Here is a 20222-nt window from a genome sequence, read left to right on the forward strand (position 1 = left end):
CTTACGGAGTAAGAGGGGATTCGAACTACTCTTCGGCGATCTCCGGAAGAGCTTCCATATCGGGAATGGTGACTTGAAGTTGAACCACTCGACGGTTGTCCGCGGCAGTGACTTTAAAATTGTAACGATCAATTTCAACCACTTCACCCCGTGCTGGTAAGTGACCAAATGCGGTCATCACCAATCCGCCCACCGTATCCACTTCTTCATCACTAAAGCGTGTGCCGAAGGTGTTGTTAAACTCTTCGATGGTGGTCAGCGCTTTCACCGCGTAGGTGTGTTTGCTGAGTTTACGGATGTCGAGTTGTTCTTCGTCGTCGAATTCATCTTCGATATCGCCAACGATTTCTTCCAGAATGTCTTCAATGGTCACCAGACCAGAGACACCCCCGAACTCATCTACGACAATCGCCATGTGATATCGTTCCTCACGGAACTCTTTTAACAGGCGATCGACGCGTTTGCTTTCCGGAACCACCACGGCTGGGCGGATCACTTCTTCAATATCGAACGGGGAGCTGTTGGAACCCAAGTATTTAAGTAAGTCCTTCGCAAGCAGAATGCCTTCGACATGGTCTTTGTCTTCGCTGATCACCGGGTAGCGTGAATGCTGAGCATCGGTAATCAGTGCAACCAGCGCGTCCAGATTATCTGTACGTTCGATGGTGACCATCTGAGAGCGCGGGATCATGATATCCCGGACGCGCATCTCAGCAATTTCCATGACCCCTTCCAGCATGTCGCGGGTGTCGTGGTCAATCAGGTCATTGACTTCAGAGTCGCGGATCACATCAACCAGCTCTTGGCGATCCTTGGGTTCTCCCTGAAATAACTGACCTAGGCGTTCAAAGAAGGACTTTCTACTCGGACCGTCAGAATTCTGCGAATTATCTTCGTTCATTGTTTCTCTATTCAATAACGCTATCAGATGTGTGATAGCTCACATGTCAGTTCACGGCACGGTGGTGCGTGAACTAGATTTTCTCCGCTAAATAGGGGTCTTCAAACCCCATCGTTTGCATGATTTCGGTTTCGAGGGACTCCATTTCTTCAGCTTCGTCATCCTCGATATGGTCATAACCTAGCAGATGAAGACTACCATGTACAACCATATGCGCCCAGTGTGCTAGCAGCGGCTTATTTTGTTCAACGGCTTCTCGCTCAACCACTTGACGGCAAATTACCAAGTCGCCCAGCAGGTCCATCTCGATGCCCGGAGGCGCTTCAAACGGGAAAGACAGCACGTTGGTTGACTTGTCTTTGCCGCGATATTCGAGATTGAGTTGATGACTTTCTGGTTCATCAACAATGCGAATGGTCACTTCTGCCTGAGGCTGAAAAGGCACGATGGCCGTTTGCAGCCAAGTGGCAAATTGTTCGCGTGTTGGCAGACCGTCTTCGCTGGCGGCCGCCAGTTGTAAATCGAGTTCAATACTCATGATTCACCCGATTCCTCTAAGGCATTCGTTTGTGGCGCTGTGAATTCGGCTTTTTGCATTTCAAGCAGTTTGGATTCGCGTTCTTCACGGCGACGCTTCTCGTACTCTTTGCGCTCTTTCTGGTCTTGTGCTTCCCATTTTTCGTACGCATTGACGATACGGGCAACCACAGGGTGGCGCACAACGTCGTCGGCTTGGAAGAAGTTGAAGCTGATTTCATCCACATCGCTCAGCACTTCAATTGCATGACGCAGGCCTGATTTCGCGCCGCGTGGCAAGTCAATCTGAGTGACGTCACCCGTAATCACGGCACGCGAGTTAAAGCCAATACGCGTCAGGAACATTTTCATCTGTTCGACGGTGGTGTTTTGGCTTTCGTCGAGAATGATGAAAGCATCGTTCAACGTACGACCACGCATGTACGCCAGCGGAGCCACTTCAATCACGTTGCGCTCAATCAGTTTTTCCACGCGTTCAAAACCGAGCATTTCAAACAGCGCGTCGTACAACGGGCGCAAGTAAGGGTCCACTTTCTGGCTCAGATCTCCGGGTAGGAAGCCCAGTTTTTCACCGGCTTCGACCGCAGGACGAGTCAGCAGAATGCGGCGAATTTCTTGACGCTCCAATGCATCAACAGCTGCGGCAACGGCCAGATACGTTTTACCGGTCCCTGCAGGGCCAATCCCAAAGGTGATGTCGTGCGTCACCATGTTCACCAGGTATTGTGCTTGGTTCGGTGTCCGCGGTTTGATCACGCCTTTTTTGGTTTTGACGAATACTTCTTTGCCATGTGCGATGGCTGATTCGGTGTTCTGTTCCAGTACGCCCGTTTCTTTGATCGCCAAATGAATTTGATCGGGTTCAATATCCGGGATTTGACCGCGCACGGGCGCCGTATCGACGTACAGAGTTTTGATGATCTCAAGCGCAGCGGCGGCAGTATGGGCTTTGCCGACGATGGTAAAATAGTTGCTGCGATGGTTGATTTCAACGCCTAAACGACGTTCTAAATGCTTGATGTTGTCATCGAATGGGCCGCACAGACTGGCTAGACGGCGGTTATCTGAAGGTTCGAGATTGATCTCTAAAGTAACGATTTTATTGCTCAAATTAGCCTCTCAGTGTGTCATCCAGATGCCCGATTTCGACCGGGCATCCATGACAGTTTATACGAGCTTATGGAGTAAAAGTAGCGACTCCCAGCTCATCTTCGCGTCGCGTTTTGGCCATCATTTCCGTTGGGGAAGTGACCACACGTAGGTTCATCTCTTGTTCTGTTCGTACGAGTTCACCACGCAAAGAGTTCGGGAATACATCAACAATGTTCACATCGACGAACTGACCGATGAGTTCGGCCGGTCCTTCAAAGTTTACTACACGGTTGTTTTCTGTACGACCACGAAGTTCCATCAGGTTTTTCTTCGAAGGGCCTTCCACCAAAATACGTTGCTCGGTTCCCATCATCAAGCGCGAGAAACGCATCGCTTGAGCGTTGATTTGCTGTTGCAGTTCGTACAGGCGCTCTTTCTTGGTTTCCTCGGTCAGATCACATGGGTAATCAGCCGCCGGTGTTCCCGGGCGAGGAGAGAAGATAAAGCTAAAGCTCATGTCGAAATCCACATCGCGGATCAGCTTCATGGTGTCTTGGAAGTCTTTATCCGACTCGCCAGGGAAGCCAACGATGAAGTCAGAGCTGATCTGAATGTCAGGGCGCGCTTTACGCAGCTTACGGATGATCGACTTGTACTCGATGCCTGTGTGCGGGCGCTTCATCATGGTCAGAATGCGGTCACTGCCGCTTTGAACTGGCAAGTGCAGGAAGCTCACCAATTCTGGCGTGTCTTCGTACACGGCGATGATGTCGTCAGTGAACTCCAGCGGGTGGCTGGTGGTAAAGCGAATTCGGTCGATGCCATCGATTGAGGCCACGAGACGCAACAATTCTGCAAATGAGCAGATGGTACCATCGTGCATTGGACCACGGTAAGCGTTCACGTTTTGACCCAGCAGGTTGACTTCACGGACGCCTTGTTCAGCCAGTTGTGCAATTTCAAACAGCACGTCGTCCATTGGACGGCTGACTTCTTCACCACGTGTGTACGGCACGACGCAGTATGTGCAGTATTTTGAACAGCCTTCCATAATAGAGACAAAGGCTGTTGGACCTTCTGCGCGTGGTTCCGGCAGACGGTCGAATTTTTCGATTTCCGGGAAAGAAATATCCATCACCGGCGCATCGTCAGATTGTGACTGTTTAATCATTTCTGGCAGACGGTGTAGCGTCTGTGGGCCAAAGATGACGTCGACAAAAGGGGCACGATCACGAATGTGGTCACCTTCTTGAGTGGCCACACAGCCGCCTACGCCGATCACCACGCCTGGCTTTTTGTCTTTCAGTGTTTTCCAACGGCCAAGCTGGTGGAAGACTTTTTCTTGCGCTTTTTCGCGAATCGAACAGGTGTTCAGTAGTAGTACGTCTGCTTCCTCTGGCTCTTCAGTCAGCTCATAGCCGTTTGTAGCGTTAAGCAGGTCGGCCATTTTTGATGAATCGTATTCGTTCATCTGGCAGCCCCAGGTTTTGATTAGCAGTTTTTTACTCATGTTGTTCGCTCGATCGTTAGTTTAAATTAAGGGAGCAAATCGCCCAGTGTTTCCAGAATGTCATCGGAAATGGGTTTCTGATGACTAAATTTTAGCCGCCCTCACGGCGGTAAGCGGCGTATTGTACTGCTTTCACTTATCAGTGACCAGTGATCGCACTAAATCTCTTGTAACCATTGTGGCTTCTGGATTTTTACCCTGCTTGGGCCAAGGTTTTTCAACAAAATCGTTCGCAAAAAAAGTCCCGCTACGTACAATAACTTGCGTGTAACTCAGCCAAAACAGAAGTAGTAATGATGAATGATTTTGACATCGTGGTGATTGGTGGCGGCATGGTTGGTGCTGCGGCCGCGATTGGATTTGCTAAACAAGGTCGCCGAGTGGCCGTGGTCGAAGGCTATGAGCCTCAGCCCTATGACCCATCACAGCCGATGGATGTTCGTATTTCCGCCATCTCTCAAACGTCGGTGGATTTGTTGACCTCATTGGGCGCTTGGGATGCAATTGTCGCCAAGCGTGTCTGTCCGTATCGTGGTTTGGAAACGTGGGAGCACCCGGAGTGTCGCACTCGATTTTCCAGTGAATCGCTGGGGTTGGCGCAATTGGGTTACATGGTGGAAAACCGCTTGATCCAACTGGGGTTGTGGGAACAGTTTGCGAATTACCCCAATGTGACACTGTTTTGTCCCGATACGCTCAAAGACATCACTTTGGGTGAAACCCATGCGGTGACGTTGCAATCGGGCGTGGTTTTGCATTGCGAATGGATTATTGGCGCCGATGGCGCGAATTCACGCGTGCGCGATGTGGCTGGTATTGGCGTCACGGCGTGGGATTATCGTCAGCATTGTATGCTGATTAACGTTGAGACCGAAAAGCCACAACAAGATGTCACTTGGCAGCAGTTCTTTCCTTCGGGTCCGCGTTCTTTCTTGCCGTTGAGCGGCCATCAGGCATCGCTGGTGTGGTATGACGCGCCGCAGCGTATCAAACAGTTGAGCCAAATGAATTCGGTGCAACTCAAACACGAGATTGTCACGCACTTTCCCGCAGAGCTGGGCGATGTCACCGTGCTGCAGCATGGCGCTTTTCCGCTCACACGCCGTCACGCGCAACGTTATGTGCAACATCGCTGTGTTTTGGTTGGCGATTCTGCGCACACCATTAATCCGCTGGCAGGGCAGGGCGTTAACTTGGGGTTCAAAGATGTGGCCGCTTTGTTGGATGTAACGCAAGGGCAAGACGCGCTGACTCTGGCGCAGTTCCAGCGTTACGAGCGCCGTCGACGTCCGGACAATCTGTTGATGCAAACGGGGATGGATGTTTTCTATAAAGCGTTTAGCAATGATATGGCACCTTTGAAACTGGTGCGCAATGCAGCATTGAAACTTGCTGAACATGCGGGCCCTGTGAAAGAGCAGGTGCTGCGCTATGCGTTGGGGTTATAGCCTGGTGCATCGAACACAAACAAAAAACGCTGCGATATCGCAGCGTTTTTTATGAATGCAGACTAAATTATTTAGTTACACGCAGAACTGGAGTTTCACCCACTGTCACAGAACCAGACAGTTTGTTCAGCTCTTTGATTTCGTCCATGTTAGAAATAACAACAGGAGTCAGAGTTGATTTCGCTTTCTCTTCCAGCAGAGCCAGATCGAATTCAATGATAGTGTCGCCCACTTTCACTGATTGACCTTCTTCAGCGATACGTTTGAAGCCTTCGCCTTTCAGTTCAACGGTGTCGATACCGAAGTGAACAAAAAGCTCAACGCCATCGTCAGATTCGATTGAGAACGCGTGGTTCGTTTCGAAGATCTTACCGATAGTACCGTTTACAGGAGCTACCATTTTGTTGCCCGCTGGTTTGATAGCGATACCATCACCAACGATTTTCTCAGCAAACACGACATCTGGCACGTCTTCGATGTTTACAATTTCACCGGAAAGTGGTGCGATGATTTCAATTGCACCCGCGTCAGCGCTGTCGTCAGAGACTAGCTTCTTAAGTTTGTCAAACAGACCCATTGTGTCATGCTCCTAACGTTTAGATTTATTCTGTCGAAGTATAGTATACCAATCAAAAACAATAGACGACTACTTTTAGTCGTCTATGTCATTGGTATTCACAGATTATTAAGCTTTTGCTGCGATGAATTTTTCAACGCAAGCTTCAATTTCTGCTGCCGTCGGTAGAGAAAGTGCTTCTTCTGCCATCGCTTTCACTTCAGCGAAGTTAGAGTTACGGATGACTTTCTTCACTTTAGGGATAGAGATGCCGCTCATTGAGAACTCATCTAGACCCATACCCAACAGGAGAAGGGTTGCGCGCTCATCACCTGCGAGTTCGCCACACATCCCTGTCCATTTGCCTTCTGCGTGTGACGCATCAATCACTTGTTTGATAACCGTCAGCACTGCTGGAGACAGTGGGTTGTACAGGTGCGAAATCATTTCGTTACCGCGGTCGACTGCCAGTGTGTACTGAGTCAGGTCGTTCGTACCGATGGAGAAGAATGACACTTCTTTCGCAAGGTGGTGAGCGATTGCAGCTGCTGCTGGCGTTTCAACCATCACACCGATTTCGATGTTTTCGTCGAATGCCAGACCTTCTGAACGCAGTTCTGCTTTGTACTCTTCGATTGCTGCTTTCAGCGCACGAATTTCTTCAACAGAGATAATCATTGGGAACATGATACGCAGTTTGCCGTGTGCTGATGCACGTAGGATACCACGTAGCTGATCACGTAGAATTTCACGACGATCCAAGCTGATACGTACAGCACGCCAGCCTAGGAACGGGTTCATTTCTTTTGGTAGGTCCATGTATGGCAGCTCTTTGTCGCCGCCGATATCCATAGTACGGATAATCACTGCTTGATCGGCCATGGCTTCTGCGACTTCTTTGTACGCTTGGTACTGTTCTTCTTCAGTTGGTAGCGCGTCGCGATCCATGAACAGGAATTCTGTACGGTACAGACCAACGCCTTCACCGCCATTGCGAGTGATGCCGTCACAGTCTTTCACGGTACCGATGTTGCCGCAAACTTCTACACGGTGACCGTCTAGTGTTTCTGCGTGCAGATCTTTCAGTTTTGCCAGCTCTTCTTTTTCTGCAAGGAAAGCTGCTTTCACCGCTTTCGCTTCTTCCAGCGCTTCTGCAGTTGGGTTCACAATGATTTTGTTGTTCATTGCGTCAAGAATCAGCATATCGCCATTCTTCACTTTTGCAGTGATATCGTTGGTACCAACGATCGCTGGCAGTTCCAGAGAACGAGCCATGATTGAAGTGTGAGACGTACGACCGCCGATGTCACATGCAAAACCCAGAACGTAAGTCAGGTTGATTTGCGCTGTTTCAGATGGGGTCAAGTCGTTCGCAACTAGAATCACTTCTTCATTGATGTCGCTGAGAGACACAATGTTGATGCCAAGGGCATTTTTCACGAAACGAGAACCGATATCGCGGATATCTGTTGCACGTTCTTTAAGGTATTCATCGTCCAGAGACTCAAGAGCCATTGCTTGCTCTTCAATCACGGTGTGAATCGCGTTGTCTGCTGTCAGCTTTTCATCTTTGATGAGCGCTAAAATTTCTTCTTCTAGCTCTTCATCTTCAAGCAGCATGATGTGGCCTTCGAAGATGGCTTCTTTTTCTTCACCAAATGTTTCAAGTGCTTTTTGTTTGATCACTTCCAGTTGCGCTGCAGATTTGTTGCGCGCGTCGTAGAAGCGCTGAACTTCAGCGTCAACTTGAGCATCAGAAATGGTGTTAGTGTTTAGGACAATTTCATCTTCTTGAAGTAGTAGTGCTTTACCAATAGCAATACCAGGAGATGCTAGGATGCCTGAAATCATAGCCTTACCTTAAATTGGTCAACTGTAAACGGGAGATAAATGGACGTCGCTAACGATTATTTGTAGCGTATTCTTCGGGTTATTTCCAACAAAGCCACTTTGCAGGGCAAAATGGCTTTGACGAAGGAAGAACCGAATTAGTGAAGTTGGTCCATTAGAGCAACGAGGTGATCAACCGCTTCTTTCGCTTGCGCACCTTCTGCTGAGATAGTCACTACAGTGCCTTTAACTAGGCCTAGAGTTTGAAGTTTGAATAGGCTTTTTGCACTAGCGCTTTTACCGTTAGAAGTCACAGTGATGTCCGCGTCGAATGCTTTTGCTTCTTTAACGAACTGTGCAGCTGGACGAGTGTGAAGACCGTTTTCTGCAGTGATTTCTACTTGCTTCTCGTACATGTTTTATACCCCAATTAATTTATTTTTTGTAAGTTTGTTAACCAGAATTAGCTTAACCGCAACCGCTCGTTTCTGCTAGTTCAGTAACGGGCTTTTCGTGTCAGAACTGATACTGATCTAAAAATAATCAATCGCTTTCATACGCAACTGCGAACGTGAGCCATCGAATCTAATCTTGTCCGCTTCTTTATTTTGAAGCTAGAAATAAAACATGCCTGATATTACCAAAGGTGAGGCTAGGATCAACAAAAAAGCCCCTGTATGGGGCTTTTTTAAACGAAAAATTGATTTCACCACAGGTTACTGTTGGTTTTCTTTCTCAGTAAAAATGCCGGCAAACAGTGCGGTACTCAAGTAACGTTCACCTGAACTTGGCAGGATAGTTACGATAGTTTTTCCTTCAAATTCAGGAAGTTCTGCAAGACGGTTTGCGGCAACGACGGCAGCGCCAGATGAGATGCCAGCCAGGATGCCTTCTTCTTCCATCAGGCGACGAGCCATTTCAATTGCTTCATCGGACGTAACGGTTTCTACGCGGTCAATCAGCTCTAAATCAAGGTTGCCAGGGATGAAACCTGCACCGATGCCCTGAATTTTGTGTGGCGCCGGTTTAATTTCGTCGCCAGCCAGTGCTTGGCTGATGACTGGAGATTCTGCTGGTTCAACCGCCACAGAGACAATGGCTTTGCCTTTTTCGCCTTTGATGTAACGGCTTGTGCCCGTCAGCGTACCACCAGTACCGACACCGGCAACGAAAACGTCCACTTGGCCATCGGTAGCATCCCAAATTTCAGGACCGGTGGTTTTTTCGTGAATCGCTGGGTTGGCAGGGTTGTCGAACTGTTGAAGTAGTAGGTATTTTTCTGGGTTGCTTGCGACGATTTCTTCTGCTTTTGAAATGGCGCCCTTCATCCCTTTTGCCGCTTCTGTCAGCACAAGGTTCGCGCCCAGCGCTTTCAGCAGTTTACGACGTTCAAGGCTCATGGACTCCGGCATGGTTAGCGTGAGTTTGTAACCGCGCGCTGCAGCAACGAAGGCGAGTGCAATACCGGTGTTGCCACTGGTTGGCTCAACAAGTTCGATACCTGGTTTTAGTTTGCCTTGTTTTTCAGCATCCCAAATCATGTTGGCGCCGATACGGCATTTCACGCTGAAGCTAGGGTTACGTGCTTCGATTTTTGCTAGGACTTTGCCTTTGCTGACTTTGTTCAGGCGAACCAGTGGTGTGTTACCAATGGTTAAAGAGTTGTCTTCGTAAATTTTGCTCATTGTGATGTTCCTTCATTACGCACGTTTTGGTATCGATAAAGCGATACATTAGTGGATACCGATAGAGCATATGTGCTCGGTGAAAAAGGTAAAAGGATTAAAAAGTTATAACTTATAGGTATTGAAATAGATTTCAGCAACTTGCGCTGCTGAAATGCCTATCGGCTCACATATTGCCCTCTGAATTCGTGGACCCACATCGCAGTTGCACCACACACGGCAACAGGCATCACAAACAGGTTAATGATGGGAATGGTGGTCAACACAGACACCAACATGCCAAAGGTGTACGCCTTCCCCTGTTTTTGTTTCAAACTGTTACGCATGTCGTTGAAGCTGACTTTATGGTTGTCGAACGGGTAGTCACAATATTGAATGGCTAACATCCAAGCGGTGAAAATAAACCACAGAATCGGACCTAACGTTTGACCGAGCGCGGGGATCAGCAGCAGGATAAACAGACCAATGGCTTTTGGCAGTACGTAAACCAGCTTACGCCATTCACGTGACATGATTCTTGGCACGTCTTTCACCACGGCCATTACGCCATCATCATTAACTTTTTGCCCGGTGAGTTTTTCTTCGACTTTCTCGGCGAGGAGGCCATTGAACGGCGCTGCAATGAAGTTAGCGAGGGTACTGAAAAAGTAGGAGAAAGTGGCCAAAATCGTGATGACCAACAAGGGCCATAAGAGATAACTGAGCCAAGATAGCCAGTCGGGAATCTGTCCCATCCAGTTGTTGATCCAGCTATCAAGGTGTGAAAACAGGTAGTAAAGCGCGCCACCAACCAACAGAATGTTGGCCAGTAAGGGCATCAGGACAAATCGGCGAATTCCGGGGGATACGGCGATATCGAACCCGTAAAAGAAGTAGCCTAAGCCTGAGCGTGGTTGAGCTTGCATAGTATATTCCGTGAGCAATGGGCTGATTGAACTTAAGTGATTGTCTATTGTATCGAAGCCATTGAGGAATAAAAGCGTGGTAAAAATCACATCATAAGCGCAACTTCTAACATTAAGTTGTTCTAAATAGGGTAAGACTTTTGGTAAAGTAGCCGGATAAGCCGATAAAACCTACCTTGGCAAACGTCACGACAAGCGTTGAAGCTCAGACATCAAAAATCGAGAAACTGAGAGTTTAAGATGCAGGAATTGCGATTCGTACTCATTATTGTTGGCGCGCTAGCGATAGCCGCTTTGCTATTTCATGGTCTGTGGACCAGTAAAAAAGAAGGGAAATCTAAGTTTGGTGATAAACCGCTGGGTCGAATAGACGTTGAACGGGAAGAGGATGAGGTCACGACTTCACGCGCATTTGCGCCAGAAGACGATTACGAAATTATTCGCAAAGATCGTAAAGAACCCGACTTCGGCCTGAACGAGTCTCCAGAAGTGGATCCGTTGATTGCCGGTTATGAAACGCCGGTTGCTGAAGAGCCCGTCGTTCAAGTGGATGAACGCGAAGTGGATGATGTCCCTGCGTTTTCGGCAGTGAAAGATGAAGCGCCGCAGCACGATGTTGTGGAAGAGGCCAGCGTTGAGCCACCGCAAGCAGCGGTAGCGCAAGAGCCAGCAGAAGATGAAATGCAGGTGATTGTGCTCAATGTGCACTGTGCAGGCAATGAGCCGTTTGTGGGCACGAAGTTATTTGATAGCTTGCAACAAAACGGCTTGTTGTACGGTGAAATGGATATCTTCCATCGTCATTCGGATCTATCGGGCACTGGCAAAGTGTTGTTCAGTGTGGCGAATATGATGCATCCGGGGACGCTAAAGCACGACGATCCGGCAGACTTCACCACCAAAGGCATTTCTTTCTTTATGACTTTGCCATGTTTCGGTGAACCCGATCAGAACTTCAAGATGATGCTCAGAACCGCTCAGCAAGTGGCTGACGATTTAGGGGCCAATGTGCTGGATGATGCACGTAACTTGATGACGCCTGATCGCCTTGCGGCATACCGAAAGCAGATCACCGATTTTCGCGCCAAAAAAGCACACGCGTAATAAAATTGATTTAACAAAGGCTCCATGTCGGAGCCTTTTTTCTTGATTCGAGAGATACACCAACCATGCAAAACGTAGAGCAACGATTAACCGAACTCAAAGATACACTGCATTACCATGCGATACGTTACTACGTCGAAGACGACCCTACGATTCCTGATGCGGAATATGACCGTTTGATGCGTGAATTACTGGATTTAGAAGCGCAACATCCAGAGCTGGTGACGCCGGACTCACCAAGCCAGCGCGTCGGCGGTGCACCGCTGGCCGGTTTCGAACAAGTGACGCATGAAATCCCCATGTTGTCGCTGGACAACGCGTTTGATGATGATGAATTGAACAGCTTCCATCGCCGCATGGGCGATCGCGTTTTGGCGGCGAAAACGGCTAAGTTTTGCTGTGAGCCGAAATTGGATGGTCTCGCGGTCAGCTTACTGTATGTGGATGGTGTCCTTGTGCAGGCGGCAACACGTGGCGATGGCACCACGGGTGAAAATATTACTGAGAACGTGCGTACCATCAAATCGATTCCGTTGCGGTTGCAAGGCACCGGTTGGCCGACGCGTATTGAAGTGCGTGGTGAAGTTTTCATGCCCAAAGCTGGGTTTGAGAAAATGAATGCGGAAGCGCTCAAAAAAGGCGAAAAAGTGTTTGTGAACCCACGAAATGCCGCGGCAGGCAGCCTGCGCCAGTTGGATTCTCGTATCACTGCGAAACGCCCGTTAGCGTTCTATGCCTACAGCGTGGGTGTGATTCAAGGCGGCACACTGGTCGATAGCCATTATGAGCGTTTCTTACAGCTGAAAGGCTGGGGGCTTCCAATGAGTCCAGAGACAAAACGCGTTGCATCTCTAGACGAGGTAAAAGCGTATTACCAAGACATCATGACGCGTCGCAGCGAACTGCCGTATGAAATTGATGGCGTGGTGATCAAAGTGGATGACATTGCGCTGCAAGAACAACTGGGCTTTGTGGCGCGTGCGCCGCGTTGGGCGATCGCTTACAAATTCCCCGCACAAGAAGAGATGACGGTGCTCAATGATGTGGAATTTCAGGTGGGTCGTACTGGCGCCATCACGCCGGTGGCCAAACTCGAACCCGTGTTTGTTGGTGGGGTCACTGTCAGCAATGCGACACTGCACAATGCGGATGAAATTGAGCGTTTGGGCGTAAAAATCGGTGATACGGTGGTGATCCGCCGTGCTGGTGATGTCATTCCGCAGATCGTTTCTGTCGTCAATGAACTGCGCCCGGAGACCGTGCGTGAGATTCTTTTTCCAGCACAGTGTCCAGTTTGCCAATCGGATGTTGAACGGGTCGAAGGCGAAGCTGTCGCGCGTTGTAGTGGTGGATTGGTGTGTCAGGCGCAGCGCAAAGAAGCCCTGAAGCATTTTGTTTCTCGAAAAGCCCTGGATGTGGATGGGTTGGGAGACAAAGTGATTGAACAACTGGTGGACAAAGAGATGGTGTCGACGCCGGCGGATTTGTTCCGATTACGTGCTGGTGAGCTGACGGTTTTGGAGCGTATGGGGCCGAAATCGGCGCAGAATATTGTCAATGCGTTAAACACTGCAAAAGCCACCACATTGCCGCGCTTCTTATATTCTTTGGGGATTCGTGAGGTTGGGGAAGCCACGGCGATGAACTTAGCACACCATTTTCTAACGCTGGATGCCATTCGCGAAGCGACGATTGAACAACTGATAGTAGTGCCAGACGTGGGCACCATCGTGGCCAGTCATGTTCATGCTTTTTTTGCGCAAGAACGGAACCAAAAAGTTGTCGAAGAGCTGATCGCTCTGGGAATTCACTGGCAGGCGATTGCGCCTAAAACAGACGATGAACCACAACCACTGGCGGGGAAAGTCGTGGTGTTGACCGGAACGTTGTCTCAGCTTTCACGGAGTGATGCGAAGGCTGCATTACAAGCACTGGGTGCCAAAGTGACTGGCAGCGTTTCCAAAAATACGGACATTTTGTTTGCGGGGGAAGCTGCTGGCTCGAAACTCGCTAAAGCGCAAGAGCTGGGGATTGAAATTCGCGACGAACAAGATTTGATCGCGATGATCCGCTGAACAATTTTACATCATTATATGAACCCCAGGTCGTGAGGCTTGGGGTTTTTTATTAAGGAGAAATAACTAATCTATATCGAATGAATTTGATTCATTTTTCCTACACCTGAATGCAGCAATCTCTCGTCTTGTCATCTTCATTGTCGCATCAATGCGACGCACTTCAATAAAATTAACTTGTCTAAAAATTTAAGTCATTGATTTAACTTGATTTATTTTCATTCATAAAAATAAAAATAAGATTTAGATCTTGATCACTTACTGGAGCAAAGTTTGTCGTGGCTCATATTTTTTTAGTCGAAAATTAAGTTCTCGTTGATGTTTTACTCGGTGAAGTTAGTCTTATCACCATGGATACACCCAGTGTATGCAGATACTTGAGAGACTCGGATTGAGACTCTGGTAAGGAAATTTGACTTCCCCTCGGCGGCCAACTTTGGGGGAGAAAATGACAAAACAGCTATATCTATTTTTTAGGAGTTTTCCATGGACAAAATGTTTAAACGCACTGTAATCGGTGCGGCAGTTGCTCTTGCTTCTACTGGTCTGATGGCTAAAGAAGTTGGTGTGAACTCTGACTTTAACGTTGATGTTTACGGTGTGGCAGCAATGTCGGTTGTGAACTACAACACAACAGACAATCGTGATGATAGTTCAGGTTATGTGTTAGAAAACGAATCTCGTATCGGTTTCCGTGCACACAAAGAGATGTTTGAAAACTTTACAGTAACCATGCAGATCGAATCTGGTTATGTTGATAGTACTGACTGGGGCCACGGCGGCGTATCTGGCGGTGTGCTAGGTTTCCGTGATACTTACATCGGCGCTTCAGGCGATTGGGGTAACGTTCGTGTTGGTCGTGTTCTGACTCCTTTATACGAAATCGTTGACTGGCCTTTCTCGAACCCAGGTCTGGGTGCAGCCTTTGACTGGGGCGGTATCAACGCTCACTACGATCGTCAATCAAACCAAATTCGCTACGATTCACCTAAATTTGGTGGCTTCTCATTTGCGGCATCGGTTGGTCGTGATGACAATGACAACGGCGGCGGTGCAGCAACTCGTGATGCAAACTTCTTTGGTGCCAATGCTCGTTACAGCTTCGAAAAAATCACGCTTTTGGGTGCAGTTGAATCCGGTACGCGTGTGGTTGCAGAGACAGGTGGTGACTGGGAACTTGATAATACAGGGACTGCCGTTCAAAACCCAGTTGTTGCCGGTTACGATGACGACACCTTTGCTTACCTAGTTGGTTTTGAAGCGAGCCTACCTGCAGGCTTTGGTCTGGCAGCGGCATTTAAAGGTGAAGAACTAGACAACGGCATTCGTAAGCACAAGCAAGATTCATTCTCTATCGTGGGTCAATACTGGAATGGTCCTCTTGGGATCAAAATCGGTTATGCCGCGAACCTGGATTCTAAAATCGATGGCGTAAAACAGGATGATGCAAATAACATTCTGTCTGGTCAGGTGATGGGTGTGATTAACGGTTTCGTTCCTTACGTACGTGTTGCCGCTCGCTCTGACTTCACTTCAGACAAAGACACTGATATCGTGACTCGCGTAGGTCTAGAGTACGGTTTCTAATTCGTATTTTGTCTCACACTGATAAAACGCTGGCTCATGCCAGCGTTTTCATCACAAAAATTTTAATTCAGTGCTGACTAAACATAAGGTTGTAGATAATTATGCGTAAATTATTACTTGTCGCTGCTCCATTCATTCTTTCGGCCTGTTCAGCTTTGGATTCCAGCAGCAATTTTGATGATGTCGTTGATTCGGTGAATCAGCGATACAATTTTGTTCAGGTTAAAAGTAAATCATACACACCAGCGACACAGGCGATTAAAGGACCGGATGTGGTTCAGGCGTCGGTCGCTATCGTGGCAAATTACCCACGTCTTGAGCAAAAGGCGCCTGAGACGTTTGTTTATGTCGAAGTCACGACGTTTGAATCATACGATGAATATGCGTCCGTATTGTTCAATGGCCAGACGCAAAAGCTGCGCGTGGACCAACCTTCCAAAAGTATGTGCTCTGAGCACTGCGTGGTGACACAATATATCAGCTTCCCTATTTCCAATGATGATCTTGCAACCAGCGCTGATCTGCAATTCGAACTGCGCTCAGGCGCCTCTCGCGTCGTGACGGGTTTTACGATCGCGTCTGGATATGTGAATGCCGTGCAGCGTGAAGCACAGCTGCAAGGCTCGTTAAACCAAGTGGCGCCACAAGCGACCGTGCAAGTTGCTACGCCGGCCCCTGTGGTCGTGGCGGCACCAGTCAGCAAGCCAGAGGAAATGGTGCAATACTGGTTCAATGAAGGCTCCGATGCAGAACGCAAACAGTTTGCCGACTGGGCGTTTAGCAACCGTGCTGAAGTGAAACAAGCCATGAATAGCGAAAGCAAAGCGTTGGACATGATGGCTTACTGGTACGAAAAAGCGGATAAAACCCAGAAAGCGGGTATTTTATCTTGGTTGATCAGCCAAGAATAATTGCCAACGAAGTCAAGAAGAGGCATGGTGTTGACCATGCCTTTTTTATTGTCGAGAGAAAGCAATGATGAACATTAGTGAAGTGGCCAAACGCACTGGGTTGACAGCGAAATCGGTCCGTCTTTATGAAGAGAAGGGATTGATACAACCGCCGCTGCGTTCAGAGAATGGTTACCGCAACTATGGTCAGAGTCATGTCGATGATTTGTTATTGATCGCTCGCTGCAAGCGTGTTGGTTTTACGCTCGATGAGTGCAAAGCGATGTTGGCATTGGCCAATGATCCGGAGCGCAGTAGCTCGGCAGTCAAAGAGCGAGCGCAGGTAAAATTGAAGCAAGTGACACTCAAATTGCAGGAATTAACGCTGATTAAAGAGCAACTGGAAGCGTGGATTCGAGAATGCCCTGGCGATGAAAATAGTGAATGTCCGATCATTGATGATTTGAAAGGACACTGTTGCCACCATTCATGACAAAAGGCCCAGCGGGCCTTTTGTTTTTTGCGTGTTGACTCGTCTCCGTACAACGTCGAGCATTGGTGCTTCTATTTCGGTTCGACCTTAAGAATCGTGCCATCCACATCGACCACCACCACACGCTGGCCGGCTTCAAGGGCCTGTTCACATTCAGCAATCCACGTGGTATCGCCCAATGGCAGTCGAAATTGACCGGCTGGCACAGCATCGGAGACGGTTGCACTTTGACCGATCAGTTGCTTTTGCTTTTGGTTTAAGTTTCGCTGCGCATCTCCTTGTGTATCGCGGCTGAGTTGACGGCGCCACCAAAGCCAAGTGGTGATCAGCGAGAATGCGGCAAACGCCGACCATTGCAGCTGCCAACTGATCGGAATCCAAATTAAAAGTGCACTCACCAGCAGGGCGGAAAGCCCAAGCCATAAGCAGTAACCTGCCGTGCCCAGTAGCTCTGCGGCAAGCAGTACGAGCCCGAGCGCGAGCCAATGCCAGTGGTTCAATGCCAATATCCAGTCGATCAATGGTCCACCTTCTTCGTGTTGGTTTGTTTAAACATTTCTGCAATTCCGGCAACCGATCCCATTAATCCGGTGGCTTCTAACGGGAGCATGATGATTTTTCCATTTTCTGCCTGCCCGATGGACTTCAACGCATCGGTGTAACCTTGAGCAATAAAGTAATTCACGGCTTGCATGTCACCTTTGGCGATGGCATTGGACACCATCTCTGTCGCTTTTGCTTCCGCTTCGGCGGCACGTTCGCGCGCTTCAGCTTGCAAAATCGCGGCTTGTTTTTCACCTTCAGCACGCAGGATTTCTGACTGCTTTTGTCCCTCGGCACGAAGAATTTCTGCTTGACGAACCCCTTCTGCAGCCAAGATTGAGGCGCGCTTTTCACGTTCGGCTTTCATTTGGGCATTCATGGCGGAGGTGAGGTCTGCGGGGGGCTGTACATCTTTGATTTCAATCCGAGTGACTTTGACCCCCCAAGGGTTGGTCGCTTGGTCGACAATCGATAGAAGCTTGGTATTGATCATGTCACGTTGGCTGAGCATCTCATCAAGCTCCATGGACCCCAAAACGGTCCGCATGTTGGTCAAGGTCAGATTACGAATGGCGTTTTCCAAATCGTTCACTTCATATGCTGCTTTGGCGGCATCAATCACTTGCACAAAACAGACTGCATCGATGACCACATTGGCATTGTCTTTACTGATGACTTCTTGAGCGGGAATGTCGAGGACACGTTCCATCATGTTGATCTTTTTACCGACGCGATCGATAAACGGCATGATGACATTCAGGCCCGGCTTGAGTGAGTGGGTGTAGCGTCCAAATCGCTCCACGGTCCAGTTGTTCCCTTGGGGGACGGTCTTCACGGCGGAGGCGATGAACGCGATCACCACGAAGACAAAAATACCGATTGCGACGAATGAATCTACGGCCATGACGTTTCCTTTCTGAGTGTTGATGAATGGCTAAAGTGTGAATGATAACCGCAAGACTCACAACGTATTGTGATGAATGATTGGAGTTGTCGCAAAAAATAAGGCAGGAAATACCTGCCTTAAGAATATGATGTTTAAGATAAAATTATCAGTAGAGGAGTGAATACAACTGGCGGCGGTAGCGGCTCGCGATGCTATTGCCTTGGCCAAGCGCATTGAGAATATCCATGAAGATTTTTTTCATGTCGCCATCGAGTGTATTTAGGTCGCGTTTAAGGAACGACCACAGCAGCTCCAGTGCTTCTTCATCGCGTTGGACTTGATGATATTGTGTGGCGAGTTCAACCGCCACTTTCGCGTCACTGTCGTTTTGGGCAAATGCGGTTTCTAAGGCTTGAATTTCAGGGCTGTCCGCCGCTTGTTCATGCAGTTCCAGTTTCGCCATCAGGCTCTTGTAGTAGCCATCTTGGTATTCCAGTGGAATGGCAGACAGTTCCACTTTGGCGGCATCAAACTGCTGCGTGGCAAGGAAGCAATCGGCCAGCGCCAGTTTGGCGTCCCCTTTTCGTTTCCACTCCTCACTGAGCGATAACAGCAGCGGCAAGGCTTCTGCGTGTTGCTGGTTTTGAACCAGCATTAAGGCGTGTTGCAATGTGCGCTCATCTTGACTGGGCAAATGACGATCCAGCATGGCCTGAATGGCAGCAATAGGTTGTGGACCGCCCAAACCGTCGACCGGCTGACCGTTGATGAACAGGGCGATGGTGGGCAGTGCTTGAATACCAAATTGACCCGCAATGGCTTGTTCTTCTTGGCAATTCAATTGTGCCAACTGAAACGCCCCCTCATATTGCTGAGTGAGTTGTTGCAGTGCTGGGATCATTTGAGCACTTTCTTCACTCATGGGAGCCCAGAAATAGAACAGGATCGGTGTGGATGCCGAACGTTCAAGAACTTCGCGAAAGTTGTGTTGGGTGACGTCAGTCATATGAGGTGATTGCATGATGATTCCTTTTACGCTTGCGCTTTTCCTCATAAATGGGGGCATGATTTCAAAACACAAGGTGTGGACGTCCGTCACAGCCAGAAAACCCAAAAGCCGCCTAGTGGCGGCTTTTGGGTGCTCCGAAGAGCCAGCAAGCAAAGATGCTATAAAAGGATCAAGAGCGTCAGCGTTACGCTAACACTGAGCCAATTCCATTGGTTTAATGTCATAACGGTGGTACCCAATGCAATGCCAAAGTCGTTCGTCGTGAATGGTTTCACTGTGAGTTGAAGCATGACATCGAATTGTTACGCATTAATGACAAGATTATAAATTTATGCTGCTTTGTTGAGCAGTTTGTCTAAGGTTCGACCCGGAAGGAGCCGCTTGAGCACCGCAAACACTTTGGTCGGCGTTGTGACGCGATAGCGTAGTCGAGGCCGTGGTGATTCCAGTGCATGCAGCAGGGGAGCGAGGCAGGCTTCTGCTGGTAACACAAATGCGTTACCGGATTTCTCGTTGCCCAATCGCGCCAATTGCGCGCGATACTGCGCACTATGCACGGAGTGTTCAATGGGGATCCAGCGCTGAAATGCAGCCAGCGCATTGGCGCGAAATCGTGTTTCGATGGGGCCGGGTTCAATTAAACTGATGTGTATGCCGCTGTCTTTGAGTTCGAGGCGCACGGTGTCCGTCCAACCTTCAAGCGCGAACTTGGATGCATTATACGCACCGCGGTATTTCATGGCGGCAAACCCTAGGATGGAACTGTTTTGGATGATGCGACCATGACCTTGCTGGCGAAAATGCGGCAAGAGCGCGGTTGTTAAGGTGTGCCAGCCAAAGAAATTGGTTTCAAACTGCGCACGTAATGCATCGGTTGGTAAATCTTCCAAGGCGCCCGGTTGCCCATAAGCGCCATTATTGAATACGGCGTAGAGTTGATGATGAGAGAGTTCTAGTGCCTGTTGAACACCTTCACGAATGCTGTGTTCATCGTTTAAATCGAGTTGAATGCACGTCAGCCCTTGCGCTTGAAGGCGGGCAACGTCTTCTGCTTTGCGGCAAGAGGCGATGACCTGATAGCCGCGTTGGTGCAACTCGGTGGCCGCCATATAACCAATGCCGGAGGAGCAGCCGGTGATCAAAATTGAGTGCGTCATCATATATCCAAGTG

The 20222-nt window shown here is 48.8% G+C and carries 19 protein-coding genes; 6 read left to right on the forward strand and 13 right to left on the reverse strand.

The annotated features are described in order from the left end of the window. Positions 1 to 25: 25 nt before the first annotated feature. The 4 genes from corC to miaB form a co-directional block, all read right to left on the reverse strand. Positions 26 to 901 (reverse strand): CNNM family magnesium/cobalt transport protein CorC, encoded by an 876-nt coding sequence (gene corC, locus ACS18Q_RS03870; RefSeq protein ID WP_004723910.1) that lies wholly within the window; start codon positions 899 to 901, stop codon positions 26 to 28. A gap of 73 nt (positions 902 to 974) precedes the next feature. Further along, entirely contained in the window at positions 975 to 1439 is a 465-nt protein-coding gene (ybeY, locus tag ACS18Q_RS03875; RefSeq protein ID WP_004723908.1) for an rRNA maturation RNase YbeY, read from the reverse strand. Further along, complete coding sequence (locus tag ACS18Q_RS03880; protein ID WP_014205561.1) at positions 1436 to 2548, reverse strand: PhoH family protein; 1113 nt, start codon at positions 2546 to 2548, stop codon at positions 1436 to 1438. The genes ybeY and ACS18Q_RS03880 overlap by 4 nt, the downstream gene beginning before the upstream one ends. 67 nt (positions 2549 to 2615) lie before the next feature. Next, the gene (miaB, locus tag ACS18Q_RS03885) at positions 2616 to 4040 is read right to left on the reverse strand and encodes a tRNA (N6-isopentenyl adenosine(37)-C2)-methylthiotransferase MiaB (protein ID WP_004723902.1); all 1425 of its coding nucleotides are present in this window, start codon (positions 4038 to 4040) and stop codon (positions 2616 to 2618) included. 296 nt (positions 4041 to 4336) lie between these two features. Here miaB and ACS18Q_RS03890 point away from each other — a divergent pair, with 296 nt between their 5' ends. Beyond that, the gene (locus tag ACS18Q_RS03890) at positions 4337 to 5488 is read left to right on the forward strand and encodes a 2-octaprenyl-3-methyl-6-methoxy-1,4-benzoquinol hydroxylase (RefSeq protein WP_038150608.1); all 1152 of its coding nucleotides are present in this window, start codon (positions 4337 to 4339) and stop codon (positions 5486 to 5488) included. Positions 5489 to 5555: 67 nt separating this feature from the next. Here ACS18Q_RS03890 and crr read toward each other — a convergent pair whose 3' ends face one another. From crr to cysZ, 5 genes are all read right to left on the reverse strand, one after another. Beyond that, entirely contained in the window at positions 5556 to 6065 is a 510-nt protein-coding gene (crr, locus tag ACS18Q_RS03895; RefSeq protein ID WP_014205560.1) for a PTS glucose transporter subunit IIA, read from the reverse strand. A gap of 108 nt (positions 6066 to 6173) precedes the next feature. Continuing rightward, a complete protein-coding gene (gene ptsI, locus ACS18Q_RS03900; RefSeq protein WP_441257402.1) occupies positions 6174 to 7895 on the reverse strand; it encodes a phosphoenolpyruvate-protein phosphotransferase PtsI in 1722 nt (573 codons plus the stop codon). Positions 7896 to 8032: 137 nt separating this feature from the next. Further along, complete coding sequence (locus tag ACS18Q_RS03905) at positions 8033 to 8290, reverse strand: HPr family phosphocarrier protein (RefSeq protein WP_014205558.1); 258 nt, start codon at positions 8288 to 8290, stop codon at positions 8033 to 8035. Between the two features lie 300 nt (positions 8291 to 8590). Further along, a complete protein-coding gene (cysK, locus tag ACS18Q_RS03910) occupies positions 8591 to 9559 on the reverse strand; it encodes a cysteine synthase A (protein WP_055467013.1) in 969 nt (322 codons plus the stop codon). Positions 9560 to 9717: 158 nt separating this feature from the next. Beyond that, positions 9718 to 10464, reverse strand: coding sequence for a sulfate transporter CysZ (gene cysZ, locus ACS18Q_RS03915; RefSeq protein WP_154180865.1), 747 nt, complete (start codon positions 10462 to 10464; stop codon positions 9718 to 9720). A gap of 240 nt (positions 10465 to 10704) precedes the next feature. Here cysZ and zipA point away from each other — a divergent pair, with 240 nt between their 5' ends. The 5 genes from zipA to cueR all read left to right on the forward strand — a co-directional run bounded on the left by zipA (position 10705) and on the right by cueR (position 16613). Then, positions 10705 to 11568: a cell division protein ZipA gene (gene zipA, locus ACS18Q_RS03920; RefSeq protein ID WP_158141013.1), complete on the forward strand. Its 864-nt coding sequence runs from the start codon at positions 10705 to 10707 to the stop codon at positions 11566 to 11568. Between the two features lie 65 nt (positions 11569 to 11633). Then, on the forward strand, positions 11634 to 13643 hold the full coding sequence (gene ligA, locus ACS18Q_RS03925) for an NAD-dependent DNA ligase LigA (protein ID WP_441257403.1): 2010 nt from the start codon (positions 11634 to 11636) through the stop codon (positions 13641 to 13643). A gap of 486 nt (positions 13644 to 14129) precedes the next feature. Continuing rightward, positions 14130 to 15230 carry a chitoporin gene (chiP, locus tag ACS18Q_RS03930; protein WP_004726690.1) on the forward strand — a complete coding sequence of 367 codons (1101 nt, stop codon included), beginning with the start codon at positions 14130 to 14132 and terminating at the stop codon, positions 15228 to 15230. Positions 15231 to 15331: 101 nt separating this feature from the next. Then, complete coding sequence (locus ACS18Q_RS03935) at positions 15332 to 16141, forward strand: DUF2057 family protein (protein ID WP_014205553.1); 810 nt, start codon at positions 15332 to 15334, stop codon at positions 16139 to 16141. A 67-nt stretch (positions 16142 to 16208) separates the two neighbouring features. Next, positions 16209 to 16613, forward strand: a complete 405-nt coding sequence (gene cueR, locus ACS18Q_RS03940) for a Cu(I)-responsive transcriptional regulator (RefSeq protein WP_038151384.1) — start codon at positions 16209 to 16211, stop codon at positions 16611 to 16613. A 71-nt stretch (positions 16614 to 16684) separates the two neighbouring features. Here the strand turns inward: cueR and ACS18Q_RS03945 are convergent, their stop codons facing one another. The 4 genes from ACS18Q_RS03945 to ACS18Q_RS03960 all read right to left on the reverse strand — a co-directional run bounded on the left by ACS18Q_RS03945 (position 16685) and on the right by ACS18Q_RS03960 (position 20208). Then, positions 16685 to 17134, reverse strand: coding sequence for an NfeD family protein (locus ACS18Q_RS03945; RefSeq protein ID WP_004726687.1), 450 nt, complete (start codon positions 17132 to 17134; stop codon positions 16685 to 16687). After that, a complete protein-coding gene (locus tag ACS18Q_RS03950) occupies positions 17131 to 18060 on the reverse strand; it encodes an SPFH domain-containing protein (RefSeq protein ID WP_004726686.1) in 930 nt (309 codons plus the stop codon). Before ACS18Q_RS03950 ends, ACS18Q_RS03945 begins: the two co-directional genes overlap by 4 nt. Positions 18061 to 18208: 148 nt before the next feature. Next, positions 18209 to 19063: a co-chaperone YbbN gene (locus ACS18Q_RS03955; RefSeq protein WP_441257404.1), complete on the reverse strand. Its 855-nt coding sequence runs from the start codon at positions 19061 to 19063 to the stop codon at positions 18209 to 18211. A gap of 317 nt (positions 19064 to 19380) precedes the next feature. Continuing rightward, positions 19381 to 20208 carry an SDR family oxidoreductase gene (locus ACS18Q_RS03960; protein ID WP_014205549.1) on the reverse strand — a complete coding sequence of 276 codons (828 nt, stop codon included), beginning with the start codon at positions 20206 to 20208 and terminating at the stop codon, positions 19381 to 19383. Between the last annotated feature and the right edge of the window lie 14 nt (positions 20209 to 20222).

The organism is Vibrio sp. Vf1514 (assembly GCF_052076135.1).
Classification (GTDB): domain Bacteria; phylum Pseudomonadota; class Gammaproteobacteria; order Enterobacterales; family Vibrionaceae; genus Vibrio; species Vibrio furnissii.

Coding starts and splice junctions, on each gene's coding strand:
- cysZ (WP_154180865.1), bottom strand. CDS start 10,464: ATGCAAGCTCAACCACGCTCAGGCTTAGGCTACTTCTTTTACGGGTTC.
- cysK (WP_055467013.1), bottom strand. CDS start 9,559: ATGAGCAAAATTTACGAAGACAACTCTTTAACCATTGGTAACACACCA.
- ybeY (WP_004723908.1), bottom strand. CDS start 1,439: ATGAGTATTGAACTCGATTTACAACTGGCGGCCGCCAGCGAAGACGGT.
- ligA (WP_441257403.1), top strand. CDS start 11,634: ATGCAAAACGTAGAGCAACGATTAACCGAACTCAAAGATACACTGCAT.
- chiP (WP_004726690.1), top strand. CDS start 14,130: ATGGACAAAATGTTTAAACGCACTGTAATCGGTGCGGCAGTTGCTCTT.
- ACS18Q_RS03890 (WP_038150608.1), top strand. CDS start 4,337: ATGAATGATTTTGACATCGTGGTGATTGGTGGCGGCATGGTTGGTGCT.
- crr (WP_014205560.1), bottom strand. CDS start 6,065: ATGGGTCTGTTTGACAAACTTAAGAAGCTAGTCTCTGACGACAGCGCT.
- ACS18Q_RS03950 (WP_004726686.1), bottom strand. CDS start 18,060: ATGGCCGTAGATTCATTCGTCGCAATCGGTATTTTTGTCTTCGTGGTG.
- corC (WP_004723910.1), bottom strand. CDS start 901: ATGAACGAAGATAATTCGCAGAATTCTGACGGTCCGAGTAGAAAGTCC.
- ACS18Q_RS03960 (WP_014205549.1), bottom strand. CDS start 20,208: ATGACGCACTCAATTTTGATCACCGGCTGCTCCTCCGGCATTGGTTAT.
- ACS18Q_RS03955 (WP_441257404.1), bottom strand. CDS start 19,063: ATGCAATCACCTCATATGACTGACGTCACCCAACACAACTTTCGCGAA.
- miaB (WP_004723902.1), bottom strand. CDS start 4,040: ATGAGTAAAAAACTGCTAATCAAAACCTGGGGCTGCCAGATGAACGAA.
- zipA (WP_158141013.1), top strand. CDS start 10,705: ATGCAGGAATTGCGATTCGTACTCATTATTGTTGGCGCGCTAGCGATA.
- ACS18Q_RS03905 (WP_014205558.1), bottom strand. CDS start 8,290: ATGTACGAGAAGCAAGTAGAAATCACTGCAGAAAACGGTCTTCACACT.
- ptsI (WP_441257402.1), bottom strand. CDS start 7,895: ATGATTTCAGGCATCCTAGCATCTCCTGGTATTGCTATTGGTAAAGCA.
- ACS18Q_RS03935 (WP_014205553.1), top strand. CDS start 15,332: ATGCGTAAATTATTACTTGTCGCTGCTCCATTCATTCTTTCGGCCTGT.
- cueR (WP_038151384.1), top strand. CDS start 16,209: ATGAACATTAGTGAAGTGGCCAAACGCACTGGGTTGACAGCGAAATCG.